The organism is Paenibacillus cellulositrophicus (genome assembly GCF_009363095.1).
Classification (GTDB): domain Bacteria; phylum Bacillota; class Bacilli; order Paenibacillales; family Paenibacillaceae; genus Paenibacillus_AQ; species Paenibacillus_AQ favisporus.
In genome coordinates this window covers 1,429,584-1,451,140 of record NZ_CP045295.1, presented here as the reverse complement: position 1 = coordinate 1,451,140, position 21,557 = coordinate 1,429,584, and the positions used below count along the sequence as shown (strand labels likewise).

General features: G+C 55.1%; 17 protein-coding genes. All 17 read left to right on the top strand.

Features of this window, described 5'->3' with window-relative positions; translation table 11 throughout:
- Position 1 precedes the first annotated feature (1 nt).
- Positions 2 to 997, top strand: coding sequence for an ABC transporter ATP-binding protein (locus GCU45_RS06670; protein ID WP_076169840.1), 996 nt, complete (start codon positions 2 to 4; stop codon positions 995 to 997).
- Positions 994 to 1,923, top strand: a complete 930-nt coding sequence (locus GCU45_RS06665; RefSeq protein WP_076169841.1) for an ABC transporter ATP-binding protein — start codon at positions 994 to 996, stop codon at positions 1,921 to 1,923. The genes GCU45_RS06670 and GCU45_RS06665 overlap by 4 nt, the downstream gene beginning before the upstream one ends.
- A 143-nt stretch (positions 1,924 to 2,066) precedes the next feature.
- On the top strand, positions 2,067 to 3,698 hold the full coding sequence (gene bshC, locus GCU45_RS06660; RefSeq protein ID WP_152398424.1) for a bacillithiol biosynthesis cysteine-adding enzyme BshC: 1,632 nt from the start codon (positions 2,067 to 2,069) through the stop codon (positions 3,696 to 3,698).
- Between the two features lie 27 nt (positions 3,699 to 3,725).
- Positions 3,726 to 4,997: an adenosylhomocysteinase gene (locus GCU45_RS06655; RefSeq protein ID WP_152398423.1), complete on the top strand. Its 1,272-nt coding sequence runs from the start codon at positions 3,726 to 3,728 to the stop codon at positions 4,995 to 4,997.
- 215 nt (positions 4,998 to 5,212) lie between these two features.
- Positions 5,213 to 5,650, top strand: a complete 438-nt coding sequence (gene mraZ / locus GCU45_RS06650) for a division/cell wall cluster transcriptional repressor MraZ (protein ID WP_076169844.1) — start codon at positions 5,213 to 5,215, stop codon at positions 5,648 to 5,650.
- Positions 5,651 to 5,670: 20 nt separating this feature from the next.
- Positions 5,671 to 6,621, top strand: coding sequence for a 16S rRNA (cytosine(1402)-N(4))-methyltransferase RsmH (gene rsmH, locus GCU45_RS06645; RefSeq protein ID WP_152398422.1), 951 nt, complete (start codon positions 5,671 to 5,673; stop codon positions 6,619 to 6,621).
- A gap of 86 nt (positions 6,622 to 6,707) precedes the next feature.
- Positions 6,708 to 7,124 (top strand): hypothetical protein, encoded by a 417-nt coding sequence (locus tag GCU45_RS06640; RefSeq protein WP_076169846.1) that lies wholly within the window; start codon positions 6,708 to 6,710, stop codon positions 7,122 to 7,124.
- Between the two features lie 18 nt (positions 7,125 to 7,142).
- Positions 7,143 to 9,419 carry a penicillin-binding transpeptidase domain-containing protein gene (locus tag GCU45_RS06635; protein WP_152398421.1) on the top strand — a complete coding sequence of 759 codons (2,277 nt, stop codon included), beginning with the start codon at positions 7,143 to 7,145 and terminating at the stop codon, positions 9,417 to 9,419.
- 93 nt (positions 9,420 to 9,512) lie between these two features.
- On the top strand, positions 9,513 to 11,534 hold the full coding sequence (locus GCU45_RS06630) for a stage V sporulation protein D (protein ID WP_152398420.1): 2,022 nt from the start codon (positions 9,513 to 9,515) through the stop codon (positions 11,532 to 11,534).
- A gap of 47 nt (positions 11,535 to 11,581) precedes the next feature.
- The gene (locus tag GCU45_RS06625) at positions 11,582 to 13,069 is read left to right on the top strand and encodes a UDP-N-acetylmuramoyl-L-alanyl-D-glutamate--2,6-diaminopimelate ligase (RefSeq protein ID WP_089548189.1); all 1,488 of its coding nucleotides are present in this window, start codon (positions 11,582 to 11,584) and stop codon (positions 13,067 to 13,069) included.
- Complete coding sequence (locus tag GCU45_RS06620) at positions 13,069 to 14,469, top strand: UDP-N-acetylmuramoyl-tripeptide--D-alanyl-D-alanine ligase (protein ID WP_152402856.1); 1,401 nt, start codon at positions 13,069 to 13,071, stop codon at positions 14,467 to 14,469. Before GCU45_RS06625 ends, GCU45_RS06620 begins: the two co-directional genes overlap by 1 nt.
- Before the next feature lie 20 nt (positions 14,470 to 14,489).
- Entirely contained in the window at positions 14,490 to 15,455 is a 966-nt protein-coding gene (gene mraY / locus GCU45_RS06615) for a phospho-N-acetylmuramoyl-pentapeptide-transferase (RefSeq protein ID WP_152398419.1), read from the top strand.
- Positions 15,456 to 15,458: 3 nt separating this feature from the next.
- Positions 15,459 to 16,880 (top strand): UDP-N-acetylmuramoyl-L-alanine--D-glutamate ligase, encoded by a 1,422-nt coding sequence (gene murD, locus GCU45_RS06610; RefSeq protein WP_152398418.1) that lies wholly within the window; start codon positions 15,459 to 15,461, stop codon positions 16,878 to 16,880.
- 48 nt (positions 16,881 to 16,928) lie between these two features.
- Complete coding sequence (gene spoVE, locus GCU45_RS06605; protein ID WP_089548187.1) at positions 16,929 to 18,026, top strand: stage V sporulation protein E; 1,098 nt, start codon at positions 16,929 to 16,931, stop codon at positions 18,024 to 18,026.
- Positions 18,027 to 18,031: 5 nt separating this feature from the next.
- A complete protein-coding gene (gene murG, locus GCU45_RS06600) occupies positions 18,032 to 19,141 on the top strand; it encodes an undecaprenyldiphospho-muramoylpentapeptide beta-N-acetylglucosaminyltransferase (RefSeq protein WP_105444531.1) in 1,110 nt (369 codons plus the stop codon).
- Positions 19,142 to 19,300: 159 nt separating this feature from the next.
- The gene (gene murB / locus GCU45_RS06595) at positions 19,301 to 20,206 is read left to right on the top strand and encodes a UDP-N-acetylmuramate dehydrogenase (RefSeq protein ID WP_152398417.1); all 906 of its coding nucleotides are present in this window, start codon (positions 19,301 to 19,303) and stop codon (positions 20,204 to 20,206) included.
- A 16-nt stretch (positions 20,207 to 20,222) separates the two neighbouring features.
- Entirely contained in the window at positions 20,223 to 21,506 is a 1,284-nt protein-coding gene (gene murA / locus GCU45_RS06590; RefSeq protein ID WP_152398416.1) for a UDP-N-acetylglucosamine 1-carboxyvinyltransferase, read from the top strand.
- Positions 21,507 to 21,557 lie beyond the last annotated feature (51 nt).

The window sequence follows — 21,557 nt, the reverse complement described above, 5'->3', positions numbered from 1 at the left end:
CATGGAGCCGATTTTACAAGTAAAAGACCTGCATGTATCCTTTCACGTCAAAGGCGGCGAAGTCAAAGCCGTCCGCGGCATGAATTTTGAAATAGGCAGAGGAGAAACGGTGGCGATCGTCGGTGAGTCCGGAAGTGGTAAGAGTGTGACCGCGCAGACGATCATGCGCTTGATCCCGTCTCCTCCTTCTGACATCAAGAGTGGTCAGATTATTTTCCAGGGTGAAGATATTCTGAAGAAAACCAATAAAGAAATGGAAGCGATCCGCGGGAAAGACATCGGCATGATTTTCCAGGATCCGATGACTTCCCTGAATCCGACGATTAAGGTCGGCAAGCAAATTACCGAGGTTCTGATCAAGCACCAAAAGCTGTCTTCCGCGGAAGCGAAAGAGCGCGGTCTGGAAATGCTGAGACTTGTCGGTATCAAGAACCCGGAAGAACGCTTCAACCAGTACCCGCACGAATTCTCCGGTGGGATGCGTCAGCGCGTCATGATTGCAATCGCCTTGGCGTGCCGCCCGGCGCTCCTGATCGCCGACGAACCGACGACAGCGCTGGACGTGACGATCCAGGCGCAAATCATGGACGTTATGAAGGAAATGCAGCAGAAGCTCGGAACTTCTATTATCCTGATTACGCATGACCTCGGCGTCGTTGCCGGCATGTGTGACCGCGTTATCGTCATGTACGCTGGTGAAGTGGTAGAGACGGGGACGAAGTGGGAGATTTTCAAAAACCCGCAGCACCCGTACACAAAAGGCCTGCTGCGTTCGATGCCGCGTCTTGACCAGAAGAAGGGCGAGCCGCTGATTCCGATTATCGGTACGCCGCCGGACCTGATCAAACCGCCGGTCGGCTGCGCGTTCTGCGCTCGCTGCGATGAAGCGATGAAAGTATGCGAACGGATCAATCCGGGAGCGACGGTATTCAGCGACACCCAAATGGCGCGCTGCTGGAATCTTCATCCGATGGCCAAGGAGGTTCAATCGTCATGAAAGAGAACCATTTGATCGAAGTCGAAGGCCTCAAGAAATACTTTAACGTCGGCGGCGGCAAGATCGTCAAAGCCGTGGACAACATTAACTTTTTCATCCGCGAAGGCGAAACGCTCGGCATGGTGGGCGAATCGGGCTGCGGCAAGTCGACCGCGGGCCGTACGATTCTCCGCCTGTACGAGCCGACTGCTGGCAGCGTCAAGTTTAACGGCACGGATATTTACAAGCTGTCGCCTTCCAAGATGAAAGCGATGCGCCGCGATATGCAGATGATTTTCCAGGATCCATACGCTTCCTTGAACCCGCGGTTTACCGTATCGGACATTATCGGTGAAGCGCTGGATATCCACAATCTGGCCGGCAGCCGCAAAGAGCGGAAGAAGCGCGTGGAGGAATTGCTGGATATGGTCGGTCTGAATCCGGACCATGCCACCCGTTATCCACATGAGTTCTCCGGTGGTCAGCGGCAGCGGATCGGGATTGCCCGTGCGCTTGCCGTCAATCCGAAGTTCATTATTTGCGACGAGCCGATCTCGGCGCTGGACGTGTCCATTCAGGCACAGGTCGTCAACCTGCTGAAGGATTTGCAGGACCGGCTTGGGCTGACCTATCTGTTCATTGCCCATGACCTGTCGATGGTCAAGCATATTAGTGACCGCGTAGCGGTGATGTACCTGGGCAAAATGGTAGAGCTGGCCGACAGTGAAGAACTGTACGCCAATCCGATTCACCCGTATACAAAAACGCTCCTCTCGGCGATTCCGATCCCGGATCCCGAAGTGGAGGAGAACAAGAAGCGGATCTTGATGAACGACGAAAAGTCGGGTCCGATTCACTCCGCCAAAGGCGGAGATGCAGCGGATCAGGAAGACACGAGACTTGTGGAAGTTTCCAAAGGCCATTGGGTCGCTGCTCCATATGCCTAAGCTATGACAGCTTTACCGCCGGGTGATCCCGGCGGTTTTTTGTTTGCTTTGACGGATACAACAACATTGGTTACAATCAAGAAAGATTGCGGTAGTATAAAGTAAGCACGGAAGTGATTGGGCACAGAATAGGAGGCATACCCATGAATGTGGTTTCCGACTCACTCAAGAGCGGTTCGGCTCTTGCAGATGATTATATAAACCGTTTTAGCGAAGTACAGCCTTTATACGGTGAAGATTTTCGCGATGAAGCAAGCTGGCTGAAACGTGTGGAATGGCTTGACCAATCGGAGTCCGTACGGGTTAACCGGGGCGAATTGGCAGAAGTTTTACGGCGGTATAACAGCCAGCACAATAACCATCAGGCGGTACATAATGCACTGGATTTGCTGGCGAAGGAAGGAACGCTGGCCGTGGTGGGGGGACAGCAGAGCGGACTGTTTACCGGTTCGCTGCTGGTGATCTATAAAGCCATGACCATTATCCAGTCGGCGCAAGAAGCGGCCAAGAAATTCAACCGGCCGGTGGTGCCCGTCTTCTGGATCGCGGGTGAGGATCATGACTTCGATGAAGTGAACCATACGTACGTCATGACACCGGAGCTGAAGGTCGCCAAAATCAAGATGGAAGCGAAGCCGGGACCCCGCTCGTCGGTGAGTGCGATTCCGATCGGTCCAAACGAATGGAAGCAGTCCTTCGACCAGCTGGGCAGGTGGCTTCCGGACAGTGAAAACAAGCCGGAGATTTTGAGATGGATCCATGAGGCGTCGGAGCAGTCGGATAATCTCAGCGACGCTTTCGCCAAGCTGCTGGGCCGGTTGTTTGGCGAGTACGGCTTGATTTTGCTCGATTCGGCGGATCCTGAACTGCGCAAGCTGGAAGTTCCGGTGTTTGAAAAAATGATCGAGCGCAACGACGGGCTGGAACAGGCTTATCAGCAGGCGGCTACGTGTATTACCGGCAAAGGCTACTCGCTTCAGGCGGAAGTTGCGGCCGGCGGGGCCAATTTGTTCTATATATATGAAGGAAACCGTCTGCTGCTGTATAAACAGGATGGCAAGTTCACTGATCGAAAAGGGATCGTCAGCTTAAGCCAGAGTGAGCTGCTGGAGCAGCTTCGGACTCATCCCGAGCGGTTCAGCAACAATGTGCTGACGCGCCCGATGATGCAGGAATCGCTGTTCCCGGTACTTTGTACCGTGCTTGGGCAAGGGGAAATTTCCTATTGGGCCATTACGAAGCAGGCTTTCGAAATCCTTGGGCTCCGGATGCCGATCCTGCTGCCACGGATGTCCTTTACCTTGATCGAAGGCGCCCTGCAGAAATACATGGATAAGTTCGGCGTGACCTTCCAGGATGTTCAGCACCGGTTTGCAGAAGCCCGCCAGCAGTGGCTTTCGAGCCAGGAGGAATTCCATATCGAACCGAAATTCGCTGAGACGCGCCGGGCTTTTGAACAGCTGTACGAACCGCTGATCCGCGAGCTGGGCACAATTCAGACCGGTTTGATCCCGCTCAGCGAGAAAAACAAGGGCAAAATTTTGGAGCAAATATCTTATCTGGAACGCAAAACACGCGAAGCGGTGGAGAAGAAGCATGAAGCCGAGCTGCGGCAGTGGGACCGGATCGGCGTTTCCCTGTTTCCGCTGGGCAAACCGCAGGAACGGGTGTTTAATATTTTCTACTATTTAAACCGCTACGGCCTCGCGTGGATTCATGATTTGATCCGCACCTCGGATCATTTTACGGCGGAGCACCGCATTATCGAGTGTTAATCAAAAAGAGGATAGGGAGGCAATGAGATGAGTTCATCTTCACTGCAGAACAGCGTCGTCAAGGATATGGCGCTGGCACCGGAAGGCCATTTGAAAATCGATTGGGTGGAGGCCCATATGCCGGTGTTAAACGAAATCCGCAAGCAGTTTGAAGCGGAGCAGCCGTTTAAGGGGCTGAAGGTCACCATTTCGCTGCATTTGGAGGCCAAGACGGCATACCTGGCTAAAGTGGTAAAGGCCGGCGGTGCGGAAGTAACGATCACAGGCAGCAACCCGTTGTCCACACAGGATGATGTCTGTGCGGCGCTTGCGGAAGACGGTGTGACCGTGCTGGCCAAATACAATCCGGATCCGGTGGAGTACAAGGAATTTCTGATCCGGGCGCTGGAGACCAAACCCGACCTCATTATCGATGACGGTGGAGACCTGGTGACGATCCTTCACTCGGAGCGGCCGGACCTGCTGGAGACGATCCGCGGGGGAGCGGAAGAGACGACGACCGGTATTATTCGCTTGAAGGCTTTGGAAAAAGACGGGCTGCTGAAGTTCCCGATGGTGGCCGTTAATGACGCTTACTGCAAGTATTTATTCGATAACCGCTACGGTACGGGACAATCGGTGTTCGATGCGATTAACCGTACGACAAACCTCGTCGTAGCTGGCAAAACCGTTGTCGTTGTAGGCTACGGATGGTGCGGCAAAGGCGTAGCGATGCGGGCGAAGGGACTCGGCGCCAAAGTCATCGTGACGGAAGTCAATGCAATCCGTGCGGTGGAAGCTCATATGGACGGCTTTGAAGTAATGCCGATGCTGGAAGCAGCAAAGCACGGCGACTTCTTCGTGACCGTGACGGGCAACCGGGACGTCATCACCGGTGAGCATTACGACGTGATGAAGGACGGGGCGATCCTGTCGAACGCCGGCCACTTCGATGTCGAAGTCAACAAACCGGAACTGGCGGCACGAGCCGAGTCGGTACGCACCGTGCGTCGTAACATCGAAGAATACAAGCTGACGGACGGCCGCAAAATCTACCTTCTGGCCGAAGGCCGGCTTGTCAATCTTGGGGCGGGAGACGGGCATCCGGCGGAAATTATGGATATGACATTCGCCCTCCAGGCGATGTCTCTGAAATACGTGAATGACAACTATCAAAACCTGGGTGCTCAGGTGCTGAACGTGCCGCTCGAAATCGACGAGCAGGTCGCACGCCATAAATTGGCAAGCCTGGGGATTCAGATCGACCGGCTGAGCCAGGAGCAGATCCGGTATTTGGACAGCTGGTCCACCCACGAATAATCGGTAAATTGTGGTTATCCACATGTGGAAAACCCCCTTGATTCTTCGCGAATCAGGGGGTTTTTGCTGTTTTACCGCGCAGGGCGGGACTGGAATTATCCACAAAAAAACATGTGGATAAGGCAGGATTTTGATTTTATCCGGCGAATCTAGTATCCTTAAGTGGTGGAAAGTGGTGCAAAGTGGGGATTTGGGGTTAAAGGGGTGAGTGAACGGTGTTTATGGGGGAATATCAACACAGCTTAGACGATAAAGGCCGCGTCACCATCCCTGCCAAATTCCGCGAGCTGCTTGGCTCCTCCTTTGTGGTCACCCGGGGCTTGGACCAATGCCTATTTGTATATCCTATGAATGAATGGCAAATTTTGGAACAGAAGCTGAAGTCACTATCCCTGATGAAATCCGACGCGCGTGCGTTTACCCGGTTTTTTTTCTCGGGTGCAACGGAATGCGAGTGGGATAAACAGGGAAGGGTAAATTTACCGGGGAATCTTCGCCAATACGCAAAGCTGGAGAAAGAATGCGTCGTACTCGGCGTATCGAACCGGGTGGAGATTTGGAGCAAGGATACTTGGGAGGAATACTTCCAGCAATCCGAAGAGACGTTTAACGATATTGCTGAGAAGCTGGTTGATTTGAATTTTGATTTGTAGAGAGTTTGGAGGGCTGCAGCTTGTTTCATCACATCACGGTGCTTAAAGAAGAAGCGACAGAAGGGCTGCGCGTGAAGAGAGACGGCATATATGTCGATTGCACGCTTGGTGGTGCGGGGCACAGTTCCCTGATCGCGTCCAAGCTGGGGGAATACGGCAGGCTGATCGCGTTGGACCAGGATGACTGGGCGCTCGATAACGCAAAGAAAAGGCTGGCCCCTTACGCAGACCGCGTATCCCTGGTCAAGACGAATTTCCGGCATCTGGAGGAAACCCTCCGGGAGCTGGCTGTTCCGAGCAAGGACGGCATCCCGCAGGTGGACGGCATTTTGTTCGATCTGGGCGTGTCATCTCCCCAGTTTGACGAAGGGGACCGCGGATTCAGCTACAATTACGATGCGCCGCTTGATATGCGGATGGATCAGTCGGCGTCCTTGACGGCCGCCGAAATTGTAAACGAATGGCCTGAGCAGGAAATTGCCCGGATTTTGTTCCAATACGGGGAAGAAAAGTTCTCAAGACGGATTGCCAGAGTGATCAGCGAGCGCAGAGCGCAGAAAGCCATTCAAACAACGGGCGAGTTGGTCGATATTATTAAAGAAGGCATTCCGGCGGCAGCGCGGAGAACAGGCGGCCATCCGGCCAAACGAAGCTTCCAGGCCCTTCGGATCGCGGTGAACGACGAGCTTGGCGCTTTTGAAGAAGCGCTGCATCAAGCAGTGCGCTGTCTTGCTCCCGGCGGAAGGGTATCGGTGATTACGTTCCATTCGCTGGAGGACCGGATATGCAAGCAAATTTTGAACAGCTACGTAGGCAAATGCACCTGCCCGCCGGACTTTCCGATGTGCGTGTGCGGCGGGAAGGGTGAAATGAAACTGGTCAACCGCAAGCCGATCGTGCCGGGTGAAGAAGAACTTGCACAGAACCCGCGAGCGCGTTCAGCCAAGCTGAGAGTTGCTGAGAAAATATAACCTAACGCATCTGACACACGATTCATATTTTTGAAGGCAAGGACTCATGTTCAGGGCGTAGAGACTAAGACAAAGGGGAATCAGACATGGCCTATACGCGTGGTAACCTGGCAGTTAAGGAGAAGGTCGCTGAACGAACGTCTCCCGGGTACCGGGAGAAGACGAAAGTCGTTACTCACCGTACATATCTGCCGATCAAGGAAAAGCTGCTCTATTTGCTGACGGTTGGAATATGCGTCATGGTGGCGAGCCTGATCATCTGGCAGAACGCCAACATTTACGACCTGAACAAGCAGGGGCAGAAGGTCGACAAGAACATTAAGAACATGAACGTGACCATTAAAGAGCTTAAGGCGGAGAAGCAGCGCCTTGAGGTCGGAATCCGTGAGAAGGCGATCCAGCTTGGTTACCAAGAACCGGGCAAGGAGGCGCTTACCGTTCCGCGTTCCAATACGACAAGTACGGATAACGCCGGAACAGGGTCGGAAACGGCAAAAAAATAGAGCTTGTGAGGGTTGAGCATGGTAAAAAGAATAAAACTTCGCACACTGCTCCTAGGAGGATTCATCACCCTCCTTTTTGTTGTTCTGTTGATTCGGGTATTTGCACTACAGGTGGTCAATGGGGATGATTGGCACGACCGTGCCGTAGCCCAGTGGACGAAGAAGGTACCGATTCCGGCATCCCGCGGCACGATTACGGACCGCAACGGCGATATTCTGGCATCCGACGTCCCGGCCTATACCGTTATCGTCAATCCGGCCGTTATCCACGAGAACGGGCTGGAGAACGAAATCATCGAAGGGCTGCACAATATTTTGGGCAAGGATGAAAGCGAGCTTAAAGAACTTGTAAATGCCAAAGACAAGGACGGGGAATACCTTACCAACCGGGAGGTCCGGAACGAAGGGTGGAAAATTGACGAAACGAAGAAGGCCCAGATCGTAGATCTCAACAAAGAGTTGAAGGCACAGCTTAAAAAAGAAAAAAAGGTGCTTGAAACCGGGCTGGATATGATCAAGGAGCAGAAACGCTATTATCCGAAGGGGACCCTTGCGGCTCATATTTTGGGTTACACGAACCGGGATGGTGAGGCTGTCGCCGGACTTGAGGCAAGTCTAGATGATTACCTCAAAGGCACCTCAGGACTCATGAAATACGAAAGCGACCGGCAAGGAGACCAGCTTCCCGAAGCGAATATGGTGTACAAGCCGGCTGTCAATGGTAAAAATTTAAAGCTGACGATCGACGACACGATCCAGTATTATATCGAAGACGCGATGAAAGAGACGTACGAAAAGTACCAACCGATCAGCATGACGGTCATTGCTGCCGATCCGAAGACGATGGATATACTCGGGATGGCCAACCTGCCGACATTCAACCCGAATACGTACTGGAACACGAAGGACCAGAAAGACTTTTTCAACTATGCCGTCAAAGCTACGTACGAGCCGGGTTCCACGTTCAAAATCGTAACGCTGGCAGGTGCGGTGCAGGAAAAGCTTTTTAATCCAAATGCGATCTACCAGTCCGGACAAATCCAGGTCAAAGGGACTCATACGTACCTTCATGATATCAATCGTTATGGTTGGGGACCAATCACGTTCCTTGAGGGCGTGAAGCGCTCCAGTAACGTCGCTTTCGTTAAGCTGGGATCGGAAATGCTCGGGAAAGACCGCCTGCTGAAATATATCAAGGATTTTGGCTTCGGTCAGAAGACGGGCATTGAACTGCCAGGCGAAGTCTCCACCACGATCAATCTTCCGGGTCCGGTCGAGGTGGCGACCGCGTCCTACGGACACGGCGTATCCGTGACGCCGATCCAGCAGCTGGCGGCGATCAGCGCGGTGGCGAACAGCGGAAAGCTGCTAACACCTCATATCATTAAAGAAATCACGGATCCGGATACCGGTAAGGTTATCAAATCCACCAAGACCGACGTCGTACGGCAGGTCATTTCCCCGGAAGCCGCTAAAGAAACGAGCAGCTACCTGGAACAGGTCGTCGCGGACCAGGTAAAAGGTACCGGGCGCAACGCCTACATCGACGGATACCGGGTGGCCGGTAAAACCGGAACCGCGGTCAAATACGGCTCCGACGGCAAACCGGATTACTCAAAGTCCGTCGTCTCCTTTGTCGGTTTTGCGCCGGTGAACGATCCGAAGATCGCCCTTATTGTCATAGTGGACCAGCCGAATGACCCTGATGTCGGCGGGGGCACGGTGGCGGCGCCGATCTTTAAGAAAATCGTGTCCCAGGCCCTGCCGTATATGGGCGTGCCGAAGGCGAACACCAAAAAAACGTCCGACGGCAAAACGACGGCAGAACGCTCACCGGCTCCGACGCTCACGAAGCTGGCCGTGAAGGACGCGAAGCAGAAGCTGCTGAACGCAGGCATCGACTTCGAAACGATCGGCAAAGGCACCTCGGTCATCCGGCAGTTCCCGGCAGCGGGAACGCCGATGAGCCCGGGGCAGCGCATCTATCTGCTCACGGAGGAGACCGACAAGATGACCGTTCCGGATCTAAAAGGCGAATCGCTGCGTGATGCGCTGGATATTTTGACCTTGCTGAAATGCTCGGTTACCGTCGAAGGCCAAGGATACGTCAGCGAGCAGCTGGTCACGGACAAGAACGGCAAGCGTTCCGTCCAGCTGACGCTGAAGCCGGTCAAGGATGAAGAGACATCGCAGGATACTTCATCATCCTCCACGAAGGACGATTCCGGTTCGAAGGATACGTCGACCGGCGATTCGGCCGACGGTAAGTCCGGCGAAGAAGCCAGCGATAACTGATAAGCGGCAACAGCTTGTTCTATCCCCTGGTTGTCCCGAATATTCATGATATGAACAGTCATGAAGCTGTAGGGAAGCGGGGAGGGATAACAAATGAAGGTTTCAAACGTCACCATGAGGCGGAGGCTGCTGTGGAGCTTGCTGATCCTCTGCCTGTTGTTCGCCGCTCTGATCGTGAGGCTAGCCTATGTGCAGCTTGGAAAGAGCAGCGAATTATCCGCCAAGGCCGAGGAGAACTGGCGCCGGGAAATTCCGTCAACGGCCAAGCGGGGCGAGATTCAGGACCGCAATGGGACGCCCTTGGCTTATAATATAAGCACGCCGACGATCATGGCGATCCCTGTTCAGATCAAGGAGCCCGAGAAGACGGCGAAGACGCTGGCTCCTCTGCTGGGTATGAGCGAAGACAAGATTATGAAGTCTATTACGAAGAAATCAAGGATTGAACGACTGCAACCCGGTGGACGCAAAATTACGATGGAGCTTGCTCAGAAAATTCGTGATTTAGAGCTGCCGGGTATCGTCGTTGCTGAGGACAATAAGCGGTTTTACCCCTACGGCGACCTTGCCGGGCACATTCTGGGCTTTACGGGCATCGACAACCAGGGCTTGACCGGGATCGAGCAGAGATATGACACCAAGCTGCAGGGGATTAACGGCAGCGTCTCCTATTTGTCCGATGCGGGGGGCAGGCTCATGCCGGGATCTTCCGAGAAATACGAGGAGCCCAGAGACGGCCTTAACCTCCAGCTGACGATCGACAAATCGATTCAGTCGATTATGGAGAGGGAGCTGGACCAGGCGATGGTTCAGTACCAGGCCCGCGGAGCCTGGTCGATCGCCATGAACCCGAAAACCGGAGAGATTCTGGGAATGGCCAGCCGTCCGGGATTTGAGCCGGCGAATTATCAGGAATATCCATCCGAAGTGTATAACCGGAACCTGCCGATCTGGATGACGTACGAGCCTGGTTCGACCTTCAAGATCATTACGCTGGCGGCCGCCCTTCAGGAGAAGAAGGTGGACCTCAAGAATGAGCAGTTTTTCGATCCGGGATATATCAAGGTCGGAGGAGCTACCTTGAGATGCTGGAAGCGGGGCGGCCACGGCAGCGAAACGTTCCTGCAGGTCGTGGAAAACTCCTGTAACCCGGGTTTTGTCGTTCTGGGCCAGCGGTTGGGCAAAGATTCGCTGTTTAACTATATCCGCAATTTCGGATTCGGCTCCAAAACGGGCATCGATCTGAATGGAGAAGAGAACGGCATCCTGTTCAAGCCGTCTCAGGTGGGCCCGGTCGAACTGGCCACGACGGCTTTCGGACAAGGGGTGTCCGTGACGCCGATCCAGCAGGTGGCCGCCGTGTCGGCCGCCGTCAACGGGGGCAAGCTGTTTAAGCCTTACGTTGCCAAAGCCTGGATTAATCCGGAGACCGGCGAAACGGTGAGCGAAACGAAGCCGACGCTGGTCAGACAAGTTATATCGGAGGATACGTCCAAGCAGGTGCGCGAAGCGCTGGAGAGCGTAGTAGCCAAAGGGACGGGCAGACCCGCTTTCATCGACGGATACCGTGTCGGCGGCAAGACGGGTACCGCCCAGATCGTCGTCAACGGCCGCTACTCCTCTACGGAGCATATCGTTTCATTCATCGGCTTTGCACCGGCGGACGACCCGCAAATCGTTGTTTACACCGCGGTGGATAATCCGGCCGGCATTCAATTCGGCGGCGTCGTGGCGGCGCCGATCGTCCAGCACATTCTCGAGGATTCGCTGCATGTGCTGAAGGTGCCGGAGCGCAAGGATCAGCTGCCGAAAACTTATAAATACGGAGATACGCCGATCGACACCGTTCCTGACCTGGTGGGGGCGACGGTTGAAGATTTATATGAGGATCTGAACATGAATTTTACGCTGGCTAAGTCCGGTACCGGGAACACAGTCATCAGCCAGGCGCCCAAACCGGGCAGCCGAGTGGAGCGGGGCTCGACGATCCGGATTTATATGGGAACGGACGCGGACGTGAAGGATCAGAGCGATGCGGACGAAGCGGAGGATGATCCGGAAGCTCCTCAGGATGGTACCGGCACACAGCAGAATGATGCCTCAACCCATAATTGATTGCGGCGATATTCGAGACTAATAGAACTAGAGCGAGGGATCAAGAGATGAAACTAAATGAACTGGCATCAGCATTAACGACGGCACAAATAATCGGAGACGGCGACATTACGATTACGAACATCCAGGTGGATTCGCGTAAAGTGGCGCCGGGAGACCTGTTTATCTGCCTCCCGGGCCACACGGTCGACGGTCATGACTATGCCGGCCAGGCTGCGGAACAAGGGGCGGTGGCGCTCGTTGTCGAGCGGAAGCTTGACATCGACCTCCCGCAGATCGTGGTCAAGGACTGCCGGTTTGCCATGGCCGTTCTGGCCGATGCGTTTTTCGGGTCGCCGAGCTCCCACATGAAGATGATTGGCGTGACGGGAACCAACGGCAAAACGACCACAACCTACCTCATCGAAAAAATGATGAGCGACCAAGGGGTCAACACTGGCCTGATCGGCACGATTCAGATGCGCTATGGCGGACGGACCTTCCCGATGTCGGGCACGACGCCGGAAGCGCTGGAGCTTCAGCGTTCCCTGGATGACATGACGGCGAACGGCGTAGAGTGCTGCGTGATGGAAGTATCCTCCCATGCGCTTGAGCAGGGACGGGTGAAGGGCACCGACTTCCGCACCGCCATTTTCACCAACCTGACGCAGGATCACCTCGATTATCATAAAACGATGGAGGAATACCGCGCGGCCAAAGGCTTGTTTTTCGCCCGCCTGGGCAACAAATTCGCCCATCAGCCGGAGCAGCGCAAGTTTGCCGTGCTGAATGCGGATGATGAAGCATCCTCCTACTTCGCCAAAATTACGGCAGCCGAAGTCATTACATACGGTGTTGAGAACAGCGCGGACGTCCGGGCAACCGGCGTCAAGGTGACGGCGCAGGGAACTTCCTTCCATGTGGACACCTTCCGGGGCAGCGCCGATATCCAGCTGAGAATGGTCGGTAAGTTCAACGTCTACAATGCGCTGGCCGCCATTACCGCCGGCTTGCTGGAAGGCATTGAACTGGAAAATATCAAGCGCAGCCTGGAATCGGTACCGGGCGTGGACGGACGGGTCGAGTCGGTGGATGCCGGACAGCCTTTTGCCGTTATCGTCGACTACGCGCACACGCCTGACGGTCTGGAGAACGTGCTGAAGACGGTTAACGAATTCGCCGAAGGCCGGGTCATCACCGTGTTTGGCTGCGGCGGAGACCGGGACCGGACCAAACGTCCGATCATGGGCAAAATCGCGGCCAAGTACAGCGACTTCATTTTTGTCACATCCGACAACCCGAGAACGGAAGATCCGGAGCTGATTCTGAAGGACATCGAGCAGGGTCTGAAGGATGACAGCGTTCCGCAGGAGCGCTACGAGATGATCGTGGACCGGCGGACGGCTATACAAAAGGCTATTGAAATGGCAAGCCCTCAGGATGTAGTATTGATTGCGGGGAAAGGTCATGAGACCTATCAAACCATTGGTACGACGAATTATGACTTCGACGACCGTGAAGTTGCCAAGGAAGCGATAAGGGGATTGGATAAGTGATTACGACGACTTTAGGCCAAATGGCCGCCATGTGCGGAGGAACACTCTCGCAGGAACAACACCGGGAGCTGCCGATTCAAGGCGTGTTTACGGACTCCCGACAAATAAAGCAAGGAAGCCTGTTCGTCCCACTCGTCGGGGAACGTTTTGACGGACACGCTTATGCCGAATCCGTACTGAAGGACGGAGCGGGCGCGACGCTGTGGCAGCGCGACCGGGGCGAGGCGCCGGCGGGAGCTGTCATTCTTGTCGATGACACGCTTGCGGCGCTGCAGACCCTGGCTGAGGCCTATTTGGCGGAAGTAGGCTGCCGGGTAGTCGGCATTACGGGCAGCAACGGCAAAACGACGACGAAGGATATGGTGTATACCCTTCTGTCTACGACCTATAAAGTTCATAAAACCGGGGGCAATTTCAATAATCATATTGGACTGCCCTTAACCATTTTAGAGATGCCAGCGGATACGGAAATCGCCGTATTGGAGATGGGAATGAGCGGCCGGCATGAGATCGAGCGTCTCTCCCAAATCGCCCGTCCTGATGTGGCGGTCATTACAAATATCGGGGAAGCGCATCTGCTTCAGCTCGGTTCAAGACATGAAATCGCCCGGGCCAAGGTGGAAATTATTAGCGGCATGAAGCCCGGCGGCCTGCTGATTTACCATGGCGACGAGCCGCTGATTCCTACGGTGCTCGGCGAAGCTGAAACGGTGAAACCCGAAGGACTCCGGACCTTTACGTTCGGGTTGGATCAGAGCAACGACGATTACCCCACAGGGATGATGTTCCACAGCAAGGGGATTATTTTTACGTCACTGCTGCATCCGGAGGAGGGGCTGGATCTGCCGCTGCTTGGCCAGCATAACGTCATTAACTGCCTTGCAGCTCTCGCGGTGGCCCGCCATTTCGGCATTACTGGGGAGAACATCCGCACGGGGCTGACCGGACTGCATCTGACCGGGATGCGGATCGAGCAAATCGTGGCGCCGAGCGGGCTGACCATTCTGAACGACGCCTACAACGCCAGCCCGACCTCCATGAAGGCCGCGATCGACGCGCTTCATAGTCTCAAAGGTTATCATCACAAAGTGGCCGTGCTGGGGGACATGCTGGAGCTTGGGCCGCAGGAGAAGGAGTTCCATGCCGAGATCGGGCAGTACGCCGCGGCGGACCGGGTAGATGTGCTGTACACGTACGGACTGTTGTCGGAGGAGACCGCTGAAGCGGCCCGGAAGATTCGTCCGGACCTGAGCGTATTTTCTTTTACGGATAAAGCTGAGCTGATTCCTCATCTCATCAAGCGCGTTCATGCCAAAGATGTGGTGCTCGTCAAGGCGTCGCGGGGTATGAAGCTCGAAGAAATTGTGGATGCTCTAGTTAAGGAAAACTTGCAGAAATAGCGCACAGAGGGGGTGAATCCATGGACTATCAACTATTGCTGTTAACGATCGGTGTATCTTTTATTCTCGCGGTGATTGCCGCTCCGCTGCTTATTCCGCTGCTCAGGCGTATGAAGTTCGGCCAGCAGGTCCGTGACGACGGGCCGCAGACCCATTTGAAAAAGGCGGGAACGCCGACAATGGGCGGAATCGTCATTATTTTGGCTTTTACGCTTGCTTTTCTGAAATTTTCCGTCATTAACACGGATTTTTACGTGCTGCTCGTAGCAACGCTTGGCTTCGGCCTGATCGGATTTCTTGATGATTATATTAAAATCGTGTTCAAGCGTTCGCTCGGACTGACGGCGAAACAGAAGCTTATCCTGCAGCTGTTCTTCGCGGCGATCATGTGTTACCTGCTCATCAAGAACGGCCACAGCACGGCGATCAGCGTGCCGGGAACGTCGTGGTCGTTTGACTGGAGCGGATGGTTCTATTATCCGTTCATCGTCATTATGATGATGGCCGTGACCAACGCGGTCAATTTCACGGACGGGGTCGACGGACTGCTGTCCGGTGTGAGCGCCATCGCTTTTGCCGCATTCGCCATCGTCGCCATGCAGGCGACCTCGCTGTCGGCCGCTGTTTGTGCCGCTGCCATGATCGGGGCGGTACTCGGGTTTCTTGTATTTAACGCCCACCCGGCCAAAGTATTCATGGGGGATACAGGTTCGCTCGGCATTGGCGGAGCCATCGGCGGCATCGCCATCGTCACCAAAACCGAGCTGCTGTTTATCGTGATCGGCGGCGTGTTCGTCATCGAAATGCTGTCCGTCGTTCTTCAGGTCGCATCATTCAAGACCCGGGGTAAACGCATCTTTAAAATGAGTCCGATTCACCATCATTTCGAGCTGACCGGATGGTCCGAATGGCGGGTCGTCATGACCTTCTGGGCGGTAGGCATCGTGCTCGCGGGACTTGGACTTTACTTGAACAAGGGGTTGTAGAAGATGAAGCATCCAGATTCGTACAGGGGTAAAGAGATCGTAGTGCTCGGGCTTGCCCGAAGCGGCGTGCAGGTCGCCAAAGTACTGCACCAGGCCGGAGCGATTGTTACTGTGAATGATCGAAAGGAAAAGGATCAATGTCCCGAAGCCGGGGAACTGGAGCCCTTGGGAATCACCGTCATTTGCGGTGGTCATCCCAAGGGGCTGGTTCATCCCGGTATTTCTCTGCTCGTCAAAAATCCGGGGATTCCGTACACAGCTCCGCCGGTTCAGGAGGCGCTGAAGCTCGGGATCGAAGTGGTGACCGAGGTAGAGGTCGCCTATCATATCTGCGAGGCGCCGATTATCGGGATTACCGGCTCCAATGGCAAAACGACCACCACGACGTGGGTGGGCAACATGCTGGAAGCGGCCGGTATGCGTCCGATCGTCGCCGGCAACATCGGCACGCCGCTGTGTGAAGCGGCGCAGCATGCCGATGCGGGCAACTGGATGGTGACTGAGCTCAGCAGCTTCCAGCTGAAAGGAACGACGGATTTCCGTCCGCGTATCGGCTGCCTGCTGAACCTGACGGAAACCCATCTTGATTATCATGGCAGCATGGAAGACTATGCTTCTTCCAAAGCGAAAATGTTCGCCAACCAGAAAGAGGATGATACCGCGGTCCTCAATTGGGATGATTCTTACTGCCGCAGCCTGGTGCCTTATATAAAGGCCAAGCTGCTTCCGTTCTCGGTGACGGAAGAACTGCAAGTCGGCGTGTATGTGAGCCCGCCTTATATTCCGGACACGGAAGACGACCTAGAGCGCAGCATCGTATACCGCGATTCGGACGGGCGGTCCCAGGTAATCATCCCCGTGAAGGAAATCGGTATTCCCGGGCGGTTTAACGTCGCAAATGCCGCAGCGGCCTGCGCGATCGCGATCGCAGCCGGCGCCGCACTAGACCGGTTGGCCGACCCTCTGGCTTCGTTCCACGGGGTGGAGCACCGCTTGGAGTATGTCAGAGACGTCGGCGGTGCTGCCTATTACAACAATTCCAAAGCAACGAACGCCAAAGCGACAGGCATGGCGCTCGCCTCGTTCCATCAGCCGGTCGTGCTGATTGCCGGCGGTCTGGACCGCGGCTCGGATTACATGGAGCTGATGCCGATGCTGAGCGAGCACGTCAAGGCGGTTGTGGTGCTCGGCGAAACGGCGGATAAAATCGCGAAAGTTGCCGAAATGGCCGGATTAAAGCATATCCGCAAGGCCGATACTGGTGAGGACGCCGCCGCTGTGCTGCGTTCCGCGGTACAAGAGGCCGCAGCTCTCGCCGAAGCCGGGGATGTCGTTTTGCTCTCGCCGGCCTGTGCGAGCTGGGACATGTTTACCTCATATGAGGAGCGCGGACGCATTTTTAAAGAGGCGGTGCATAATCTTTAAGTAGGGGGGTGGATAAGCCCCTACTTCCTGGCAAAAGGTGGCCTCCTCATGAACAAGACACGACCGGCGCCGGATCTGTGGCTCCTTCTTTGTATTTTGGGCCTGCTGACGATCGGCATGATCATGGTATACAGTGCAGGCTCCGTACTGGGCTTTCACGATTACGGCGACTCATTCTATTTCGTCAAGCGACAGATGCTGTTTGCCGGACTCGGACTGGTCGCGATGTTTTTTACCGCAAATTTGGACTACCATGTATGGAAAAAATACGCCAAGGCGGGACTGATCATCTGCTTCGGGCTGCTCGTCATCGTCCTGATTCCGGGCATCGGCGTTGTGCGCGGGGGTGCACGGAGCTGGCTCGGGATCAGCTCCTTCGGCATTCAGCCCTCCGAATTTATGAAGCTCGGGATGATTCTGTTCCTGTCCAAGTGGCTGAGCAGTGAGAACTTCAACATTACGGCGTTTGGCAAAGGCCTGCTCCCGCCTCTTGGTCTGATTGGACTGGCCTTCGGGCTGATCATGATGCAGCCGGATTTGGGAACCGGTACGGTGATGCTGGGCGCGTCAATGATGATCGTTTTTACGGCAGGGGCCAAGCTGAGCCATCTGGGCTTTCTCGGACTCGGCGGGGTAGCCGGCTTTGCGGGGCTGATCATTGCCGCGCCCTACCGGCTGAAGCGTATTACAGCTTTTCTTGACCCATGGTCGGATCCGCTCGGCGCCGGTTACCAGATCATCCAGTCGCTGTATGCGATCGGCCCCGGCGGACTCGGGGGGCTCGGACTCGGGATGAGCCGGCAGAAATACAGCTACGTGCCCGAGCCCCAGACCGACTTTATTTTCTCCATCCTGGCGGAGGAGCTCGGATTTATCGGCGGTCTGATCGTGCTGCTGCTGTTCCTCGTGCTTGTATGGCGGGGGATGCGTGTGGCCATGACGATCCCCGACCGGTTCGGAAGCCTGCTGGCCGTCGGCATTATCGGCATGGTTGCCGTCCAGGTCGTCATTAACATCGGCGTGGTCATCGGCATGATGCCGGTCACCGGAATTACGCTCCCGCTGATCAGTTACGGAGGCTCATCGTTAACTCTGATGCTGACCGCGCTCGGCATTTTACTTAATCTATCACGTTATGCGAGGTGAATACATTGCGCGTCGTATTATCCGGCGGCGGCACGGGAGGACATATTTACCCGGCCGTCGCTGTCGCGAGACAATGTGAGGCGGAAGATCCTGATTCCGAATTTTTATATATTGGCGGTACCCGGGGGCTTGAGAGCAAGCTCGTCCCCCAAGAAAATCTCCCTTTCGAAGCCATCGACATTACGGGGTTTCGCCGTAAGCTATCGATGGACAATGTGAAAACGGTTATGCGTTTTCTAAAGGGAGTCCAAACATCAAAGAAGCTGCTGAAGGAATTTAAGCCGGACGTTGTTATCGGCACCGGCGGCTATGTCTGCGGTCCCGTGGTGTACGCGGCTGCAAAGCTCGGCATTCCGAGTATCATTCATGAACAGAACGCCATCCCGGGGCTGACGAATCAGTTTCTGAGCCGGTACGTCAGCACGGTCGCCGTAAGCTTTGAAGGATCCGAAGGCGCCTTTCCCAAAGCCAAACGGGTGATTTACACCGGGAATCCGCGGGCGACGACGGTTCAGACGGCGAACCGGGAAAGAGGTTTTGCCACACTGGGCATTCCGATGAACAGCTCCGTCGTTCTGATTGTGGGCGGCAGCAGAGGAGCCAAGGCGATTAACGACGCCATGATCGAAATGGCGCCGCGGCTTGAGAAGCTGAAGCATATCCATTTCGTTTATGTGACCGGAGAAACTTATTTTGACCAAACGCGTGAGGATATCAGGAGCCGGCTTGGAAGCCTTCCTAATCATCTTCACGTTTTGCCGTATATTCATAACATGCCGGAAGTGCTTGCGGCGACATCCCTGATCGTCAACCGTGCGGGGGCTTCGTTCCTGGCGGAGATCACATCGCTCGGGATTCCATCCGTTCTCATTCCTTCCCCGAATGTGACCAACAACCATCAGGTGGCCAACGCAAGACAGCTGGAGAAGGCCGGCGCGGCCAAAGTCATCCTGGAGAAAGAACTGACGGGCAAGCGGCTCTATGAGTCCATTGAAGATATCATGATGAATTACAATCTGCAGCAGGAAATGTCCGCAAGCTCCCGGAGCTTGGGCAAACCGGATTCGGCCAAGGTGATCGTGGAAGAAATGCGCCGCCTGTCGCGGGGCCGCTGAAAGCCGTGGGCGATTGTCACACACGCGGTATGTACTACATAAGATACTCTATAATCGTGACAATCACCCATGGAATACCGGCACGGTTCTACGATCGGCCGCAGTATACCGGTCCATACCGCTTCTTTCCCGCTTAACGATAAAGGAGGATGCTTTGCGATGCAGCAGTGGAAGTCCCTACTGTCCGAAGCCCATGTCGGAACGATTCGCTGGAATGAACCTCTGGAGAGCTATACCACCTGGAAAATCGGCGGTCCTGCCGACGCGCTTGTCATCCCAGGCAGCGTGGAGCAGCTGGTAAGCCTGATTTCCCTGCTGCATGCGAATCAAATCCCCTGGCTGCAGATCGGCCGCGGCTCCAACCTGCTCGTTGCCGACAAAGGCTTTCGCGGCGTCGTGATTAAACTGGGCGGGGAGCTCGATCATGCCCATTTTCAGGGAAACCGGGTTATCGCCGGAGGTGGCTTCTCCCTCGTAAAGCTTAGTGTCCTGGCCGGAAAAGAAGGTTTAACAGGCCTCGAGTTTGCGGGAGGGATACCCGGAAGCGCAGGCGGTGCCGTGTATATGAACGCCGGAGCCCACGGGTCTGATGTGTCACGCATATTCAAGTCCGCTGAGATTGTACTGGATACAGGAGAATTGGTGACTTACACTGCAGAAGAGATGGCCTTTGCCTATCGTCACTCCATCCTTCATGAGCGCAAAGGGATCGTGGCAAGAGCCGTGTTTGAGCTGCGGCCTGGAGACCGCATGCATATTGCGGAAGCGATGGCCCGCTTCAAAGAATACCGGCGCTGCACCCAACCGCTGCAGATGGCCTGCGCGGGGAGCGTGTTCCGCAATCCTCCAGGCGATCATGCCGCCAGGCTGGTGGAGCATGCCGGTTTGAAGGGTAAACGGATCGGAGGGGCAGAAGTGTCCCTGCAGCACGCCAATTTCATTGTAAACACCGGTCAAGCGACAGCAGAGGACGTGCTCACATTAATGCATCACATTCAGGAGACGATTCAAACTGAATACGGCATTGAACTGATGCCGGAAGTGTATGCGGTTGGTGAGCGGTAAACTCGGAGGTGATACATTGGACAAATTGGTGATTGAGGGTGGCAAAGCCCTATCAGGAACCATACGTATCCATGGAGCAAAAAATGCCGCATTGCCGATTTTGGCAGCAAGCTTGCTGGCCGCAGGCGAAGTTCGGCTGAATAATGTCCCCCGGCTGCTGGACATTGATGTGATGCTGGGCATTCTCGAAAGGATCGGCTGCAAGACGCTGCATGAGCAGGAGACGGTCACCGTGGATACATCGTCCGCCAATTCGTTTCATGTGCCGGAAGACTTAATGGGGCAAATGCGTTCCTCCATATTTCTGATGGGTCCCCTTCTGGCCAGGTTCGGCGAGGTTGCCGTTTATCAGCCGGGCGGATGTGCGATTGGCGAACGGAAAATCGACCTTCATCTGCGGGGGCTTCAGGAGCTTGGTGCGGAAATCGAGGAGAGAGATCAGCAAATTATTTGCAGGGCGCGCAAATTAACCGGTGCCGACATCCATTTGGATTTTCCAAGCGTAGGGGCTACCGAAAACATTATGATGGCGGCGGCCACCGCCAGCGGAACGACGACGATTTCGAACGCCGCGCGCGAACCGGAAATCCAGGACTTGGCCAACTTCTTGAACAGGATGGGAGCCAGCATTATCGGCGCGGGTACCGATACGATCACGATCCAAGGGGTTCAGGAGCTGACCCCGTGCACTTATGAAATTATTCCTGACCGGATCGTAGCCGGAACCGTCATGATTGCCGCGGCGGCGACGCGGGGGAACGTCACTTTGACGCACTGCAATCCCGCGCACTTGTCTTCGCTTATCCACGTGCTGAAGCGCGCTGGTGTTCAAATCAGTATTCTCAATGATATAATGAGCGTAAGCTGCATGAGCCGCCCCAAAGCGGTGGAACGGATCGTAACATCACCGTATCCGTCGTTTCCCACCGACTTGCAGTCCCAGGTCATGGTGCTGCTGTCGTTAGCCGACGGTTTCAGCGTCATGAAGGAGACGGTATTTGAAGGCCGGTTCAAGCATGTCGACGAGCTGACCCGTATGGGCGCGGATATTACAATCGACCTGAACAGCGCTTTTATCCGCGGGGTGCAGCGACTATACGGGGCCACGGTTGAAGCCACGGACTTGCGGGCCGGCGCGGCGCTGGTCATTGCCGGTCTGGCTGCACAGGGCAAAACGGTTGTGGAGCAGGTTCATCATATCGACCGCGGTTATGATCATATCGAAATGCTGTTCCAAAAACTCGGAGCGGATATACATCGGTTTACGCCGGTACCCAAACCGCTTGATTTAGCTAATTAACGCCACGCTTATCCCCTTCGCCGGTTGAAGGGGATAAGAGGCATTTTATGG

Bases quoted from the DNA above. Each gene is read 5' to 3' on its own strand.
- GCU45_RS06670 (WP_076169840.1), top strand. From the start codon at position 2: ATGGAGCCGATTTTACAAGTAAAAGACCTGCATGTATCCTTTCACGTC.
- GCU45_RS06665 (WP_076169841.1), top strand. From the start codon at position 994: ATGAAAGAGAACCATTTGATCGAAGTCGAAGGCCTCAAGAAATACTTT.
- bshC (WP_152398424.1), top strand. From the start codon at position 2,067: ATGAATGTGGTTTCCGACTCACTCAAGAGCGGTTCGGCTCTTGCAGAT.
- GCU45_RS06655 (WP_152398423.1), top strand. From the start codon at position 3,726: ATGAGTTCATCTTCACTGCAGAACAGCGTCGTCAAGGATATGGCGCTG.
- GCU45_RS06640 (WP_076169846.1), top strand. From the start codon at position 6,708: ATGGCCTATACGCGTGGTAACCTGGCAGTTAAGGAGAAGGTCGCTGAA.
- GCU45_RS06635 (WP_152398421.1), top strand. From the start codon at position 7,143: ATGGTAAAAAGAATAAAACTTCGCACACTGCTCCTAGGAGGATTCATC.
- GCU45_RS06630 (WP_152398420.1), top strand. From the start codon at position 9,513: ATGAAGGTTTCAAACGTCACCATGAGGCGGAGGCTGCTGTGGAGCTTG.
- GCU45_RS06625 (WP_089548189.1), top strand. From the start codon at position 11,582: ATGAAACTAAATGAACTGGCATCAGCATTAACGACGGCACAAATAATC.
- mraY (WP_152398419.1), top strand. From the start codon at position 14,490: ATGGACTATCAACTATTGCTGTTAACGATCGGTGTATCTTTTATTCTC.
- murD (WP_152398418.1), top strand. From the start codon at position 15,459: ATGAAGCATCCAGATTCGTACAGGGGTAAAGAGATCGTAGTGCTCGGG.
- spoVE (WP_089548187.1), top strand. From the start codon at position 16,929: ATGAACAAGACACGACCGGCGCCGGATCTGTGGCTCCTTCTTTGTATT.
- murB (WP_152398417.1), top strand. From the start codon at position 19,301: ATGCAGCAGTGGAAGTCCCTACTGTCCGAAGCCCATGTCGGAACGATT.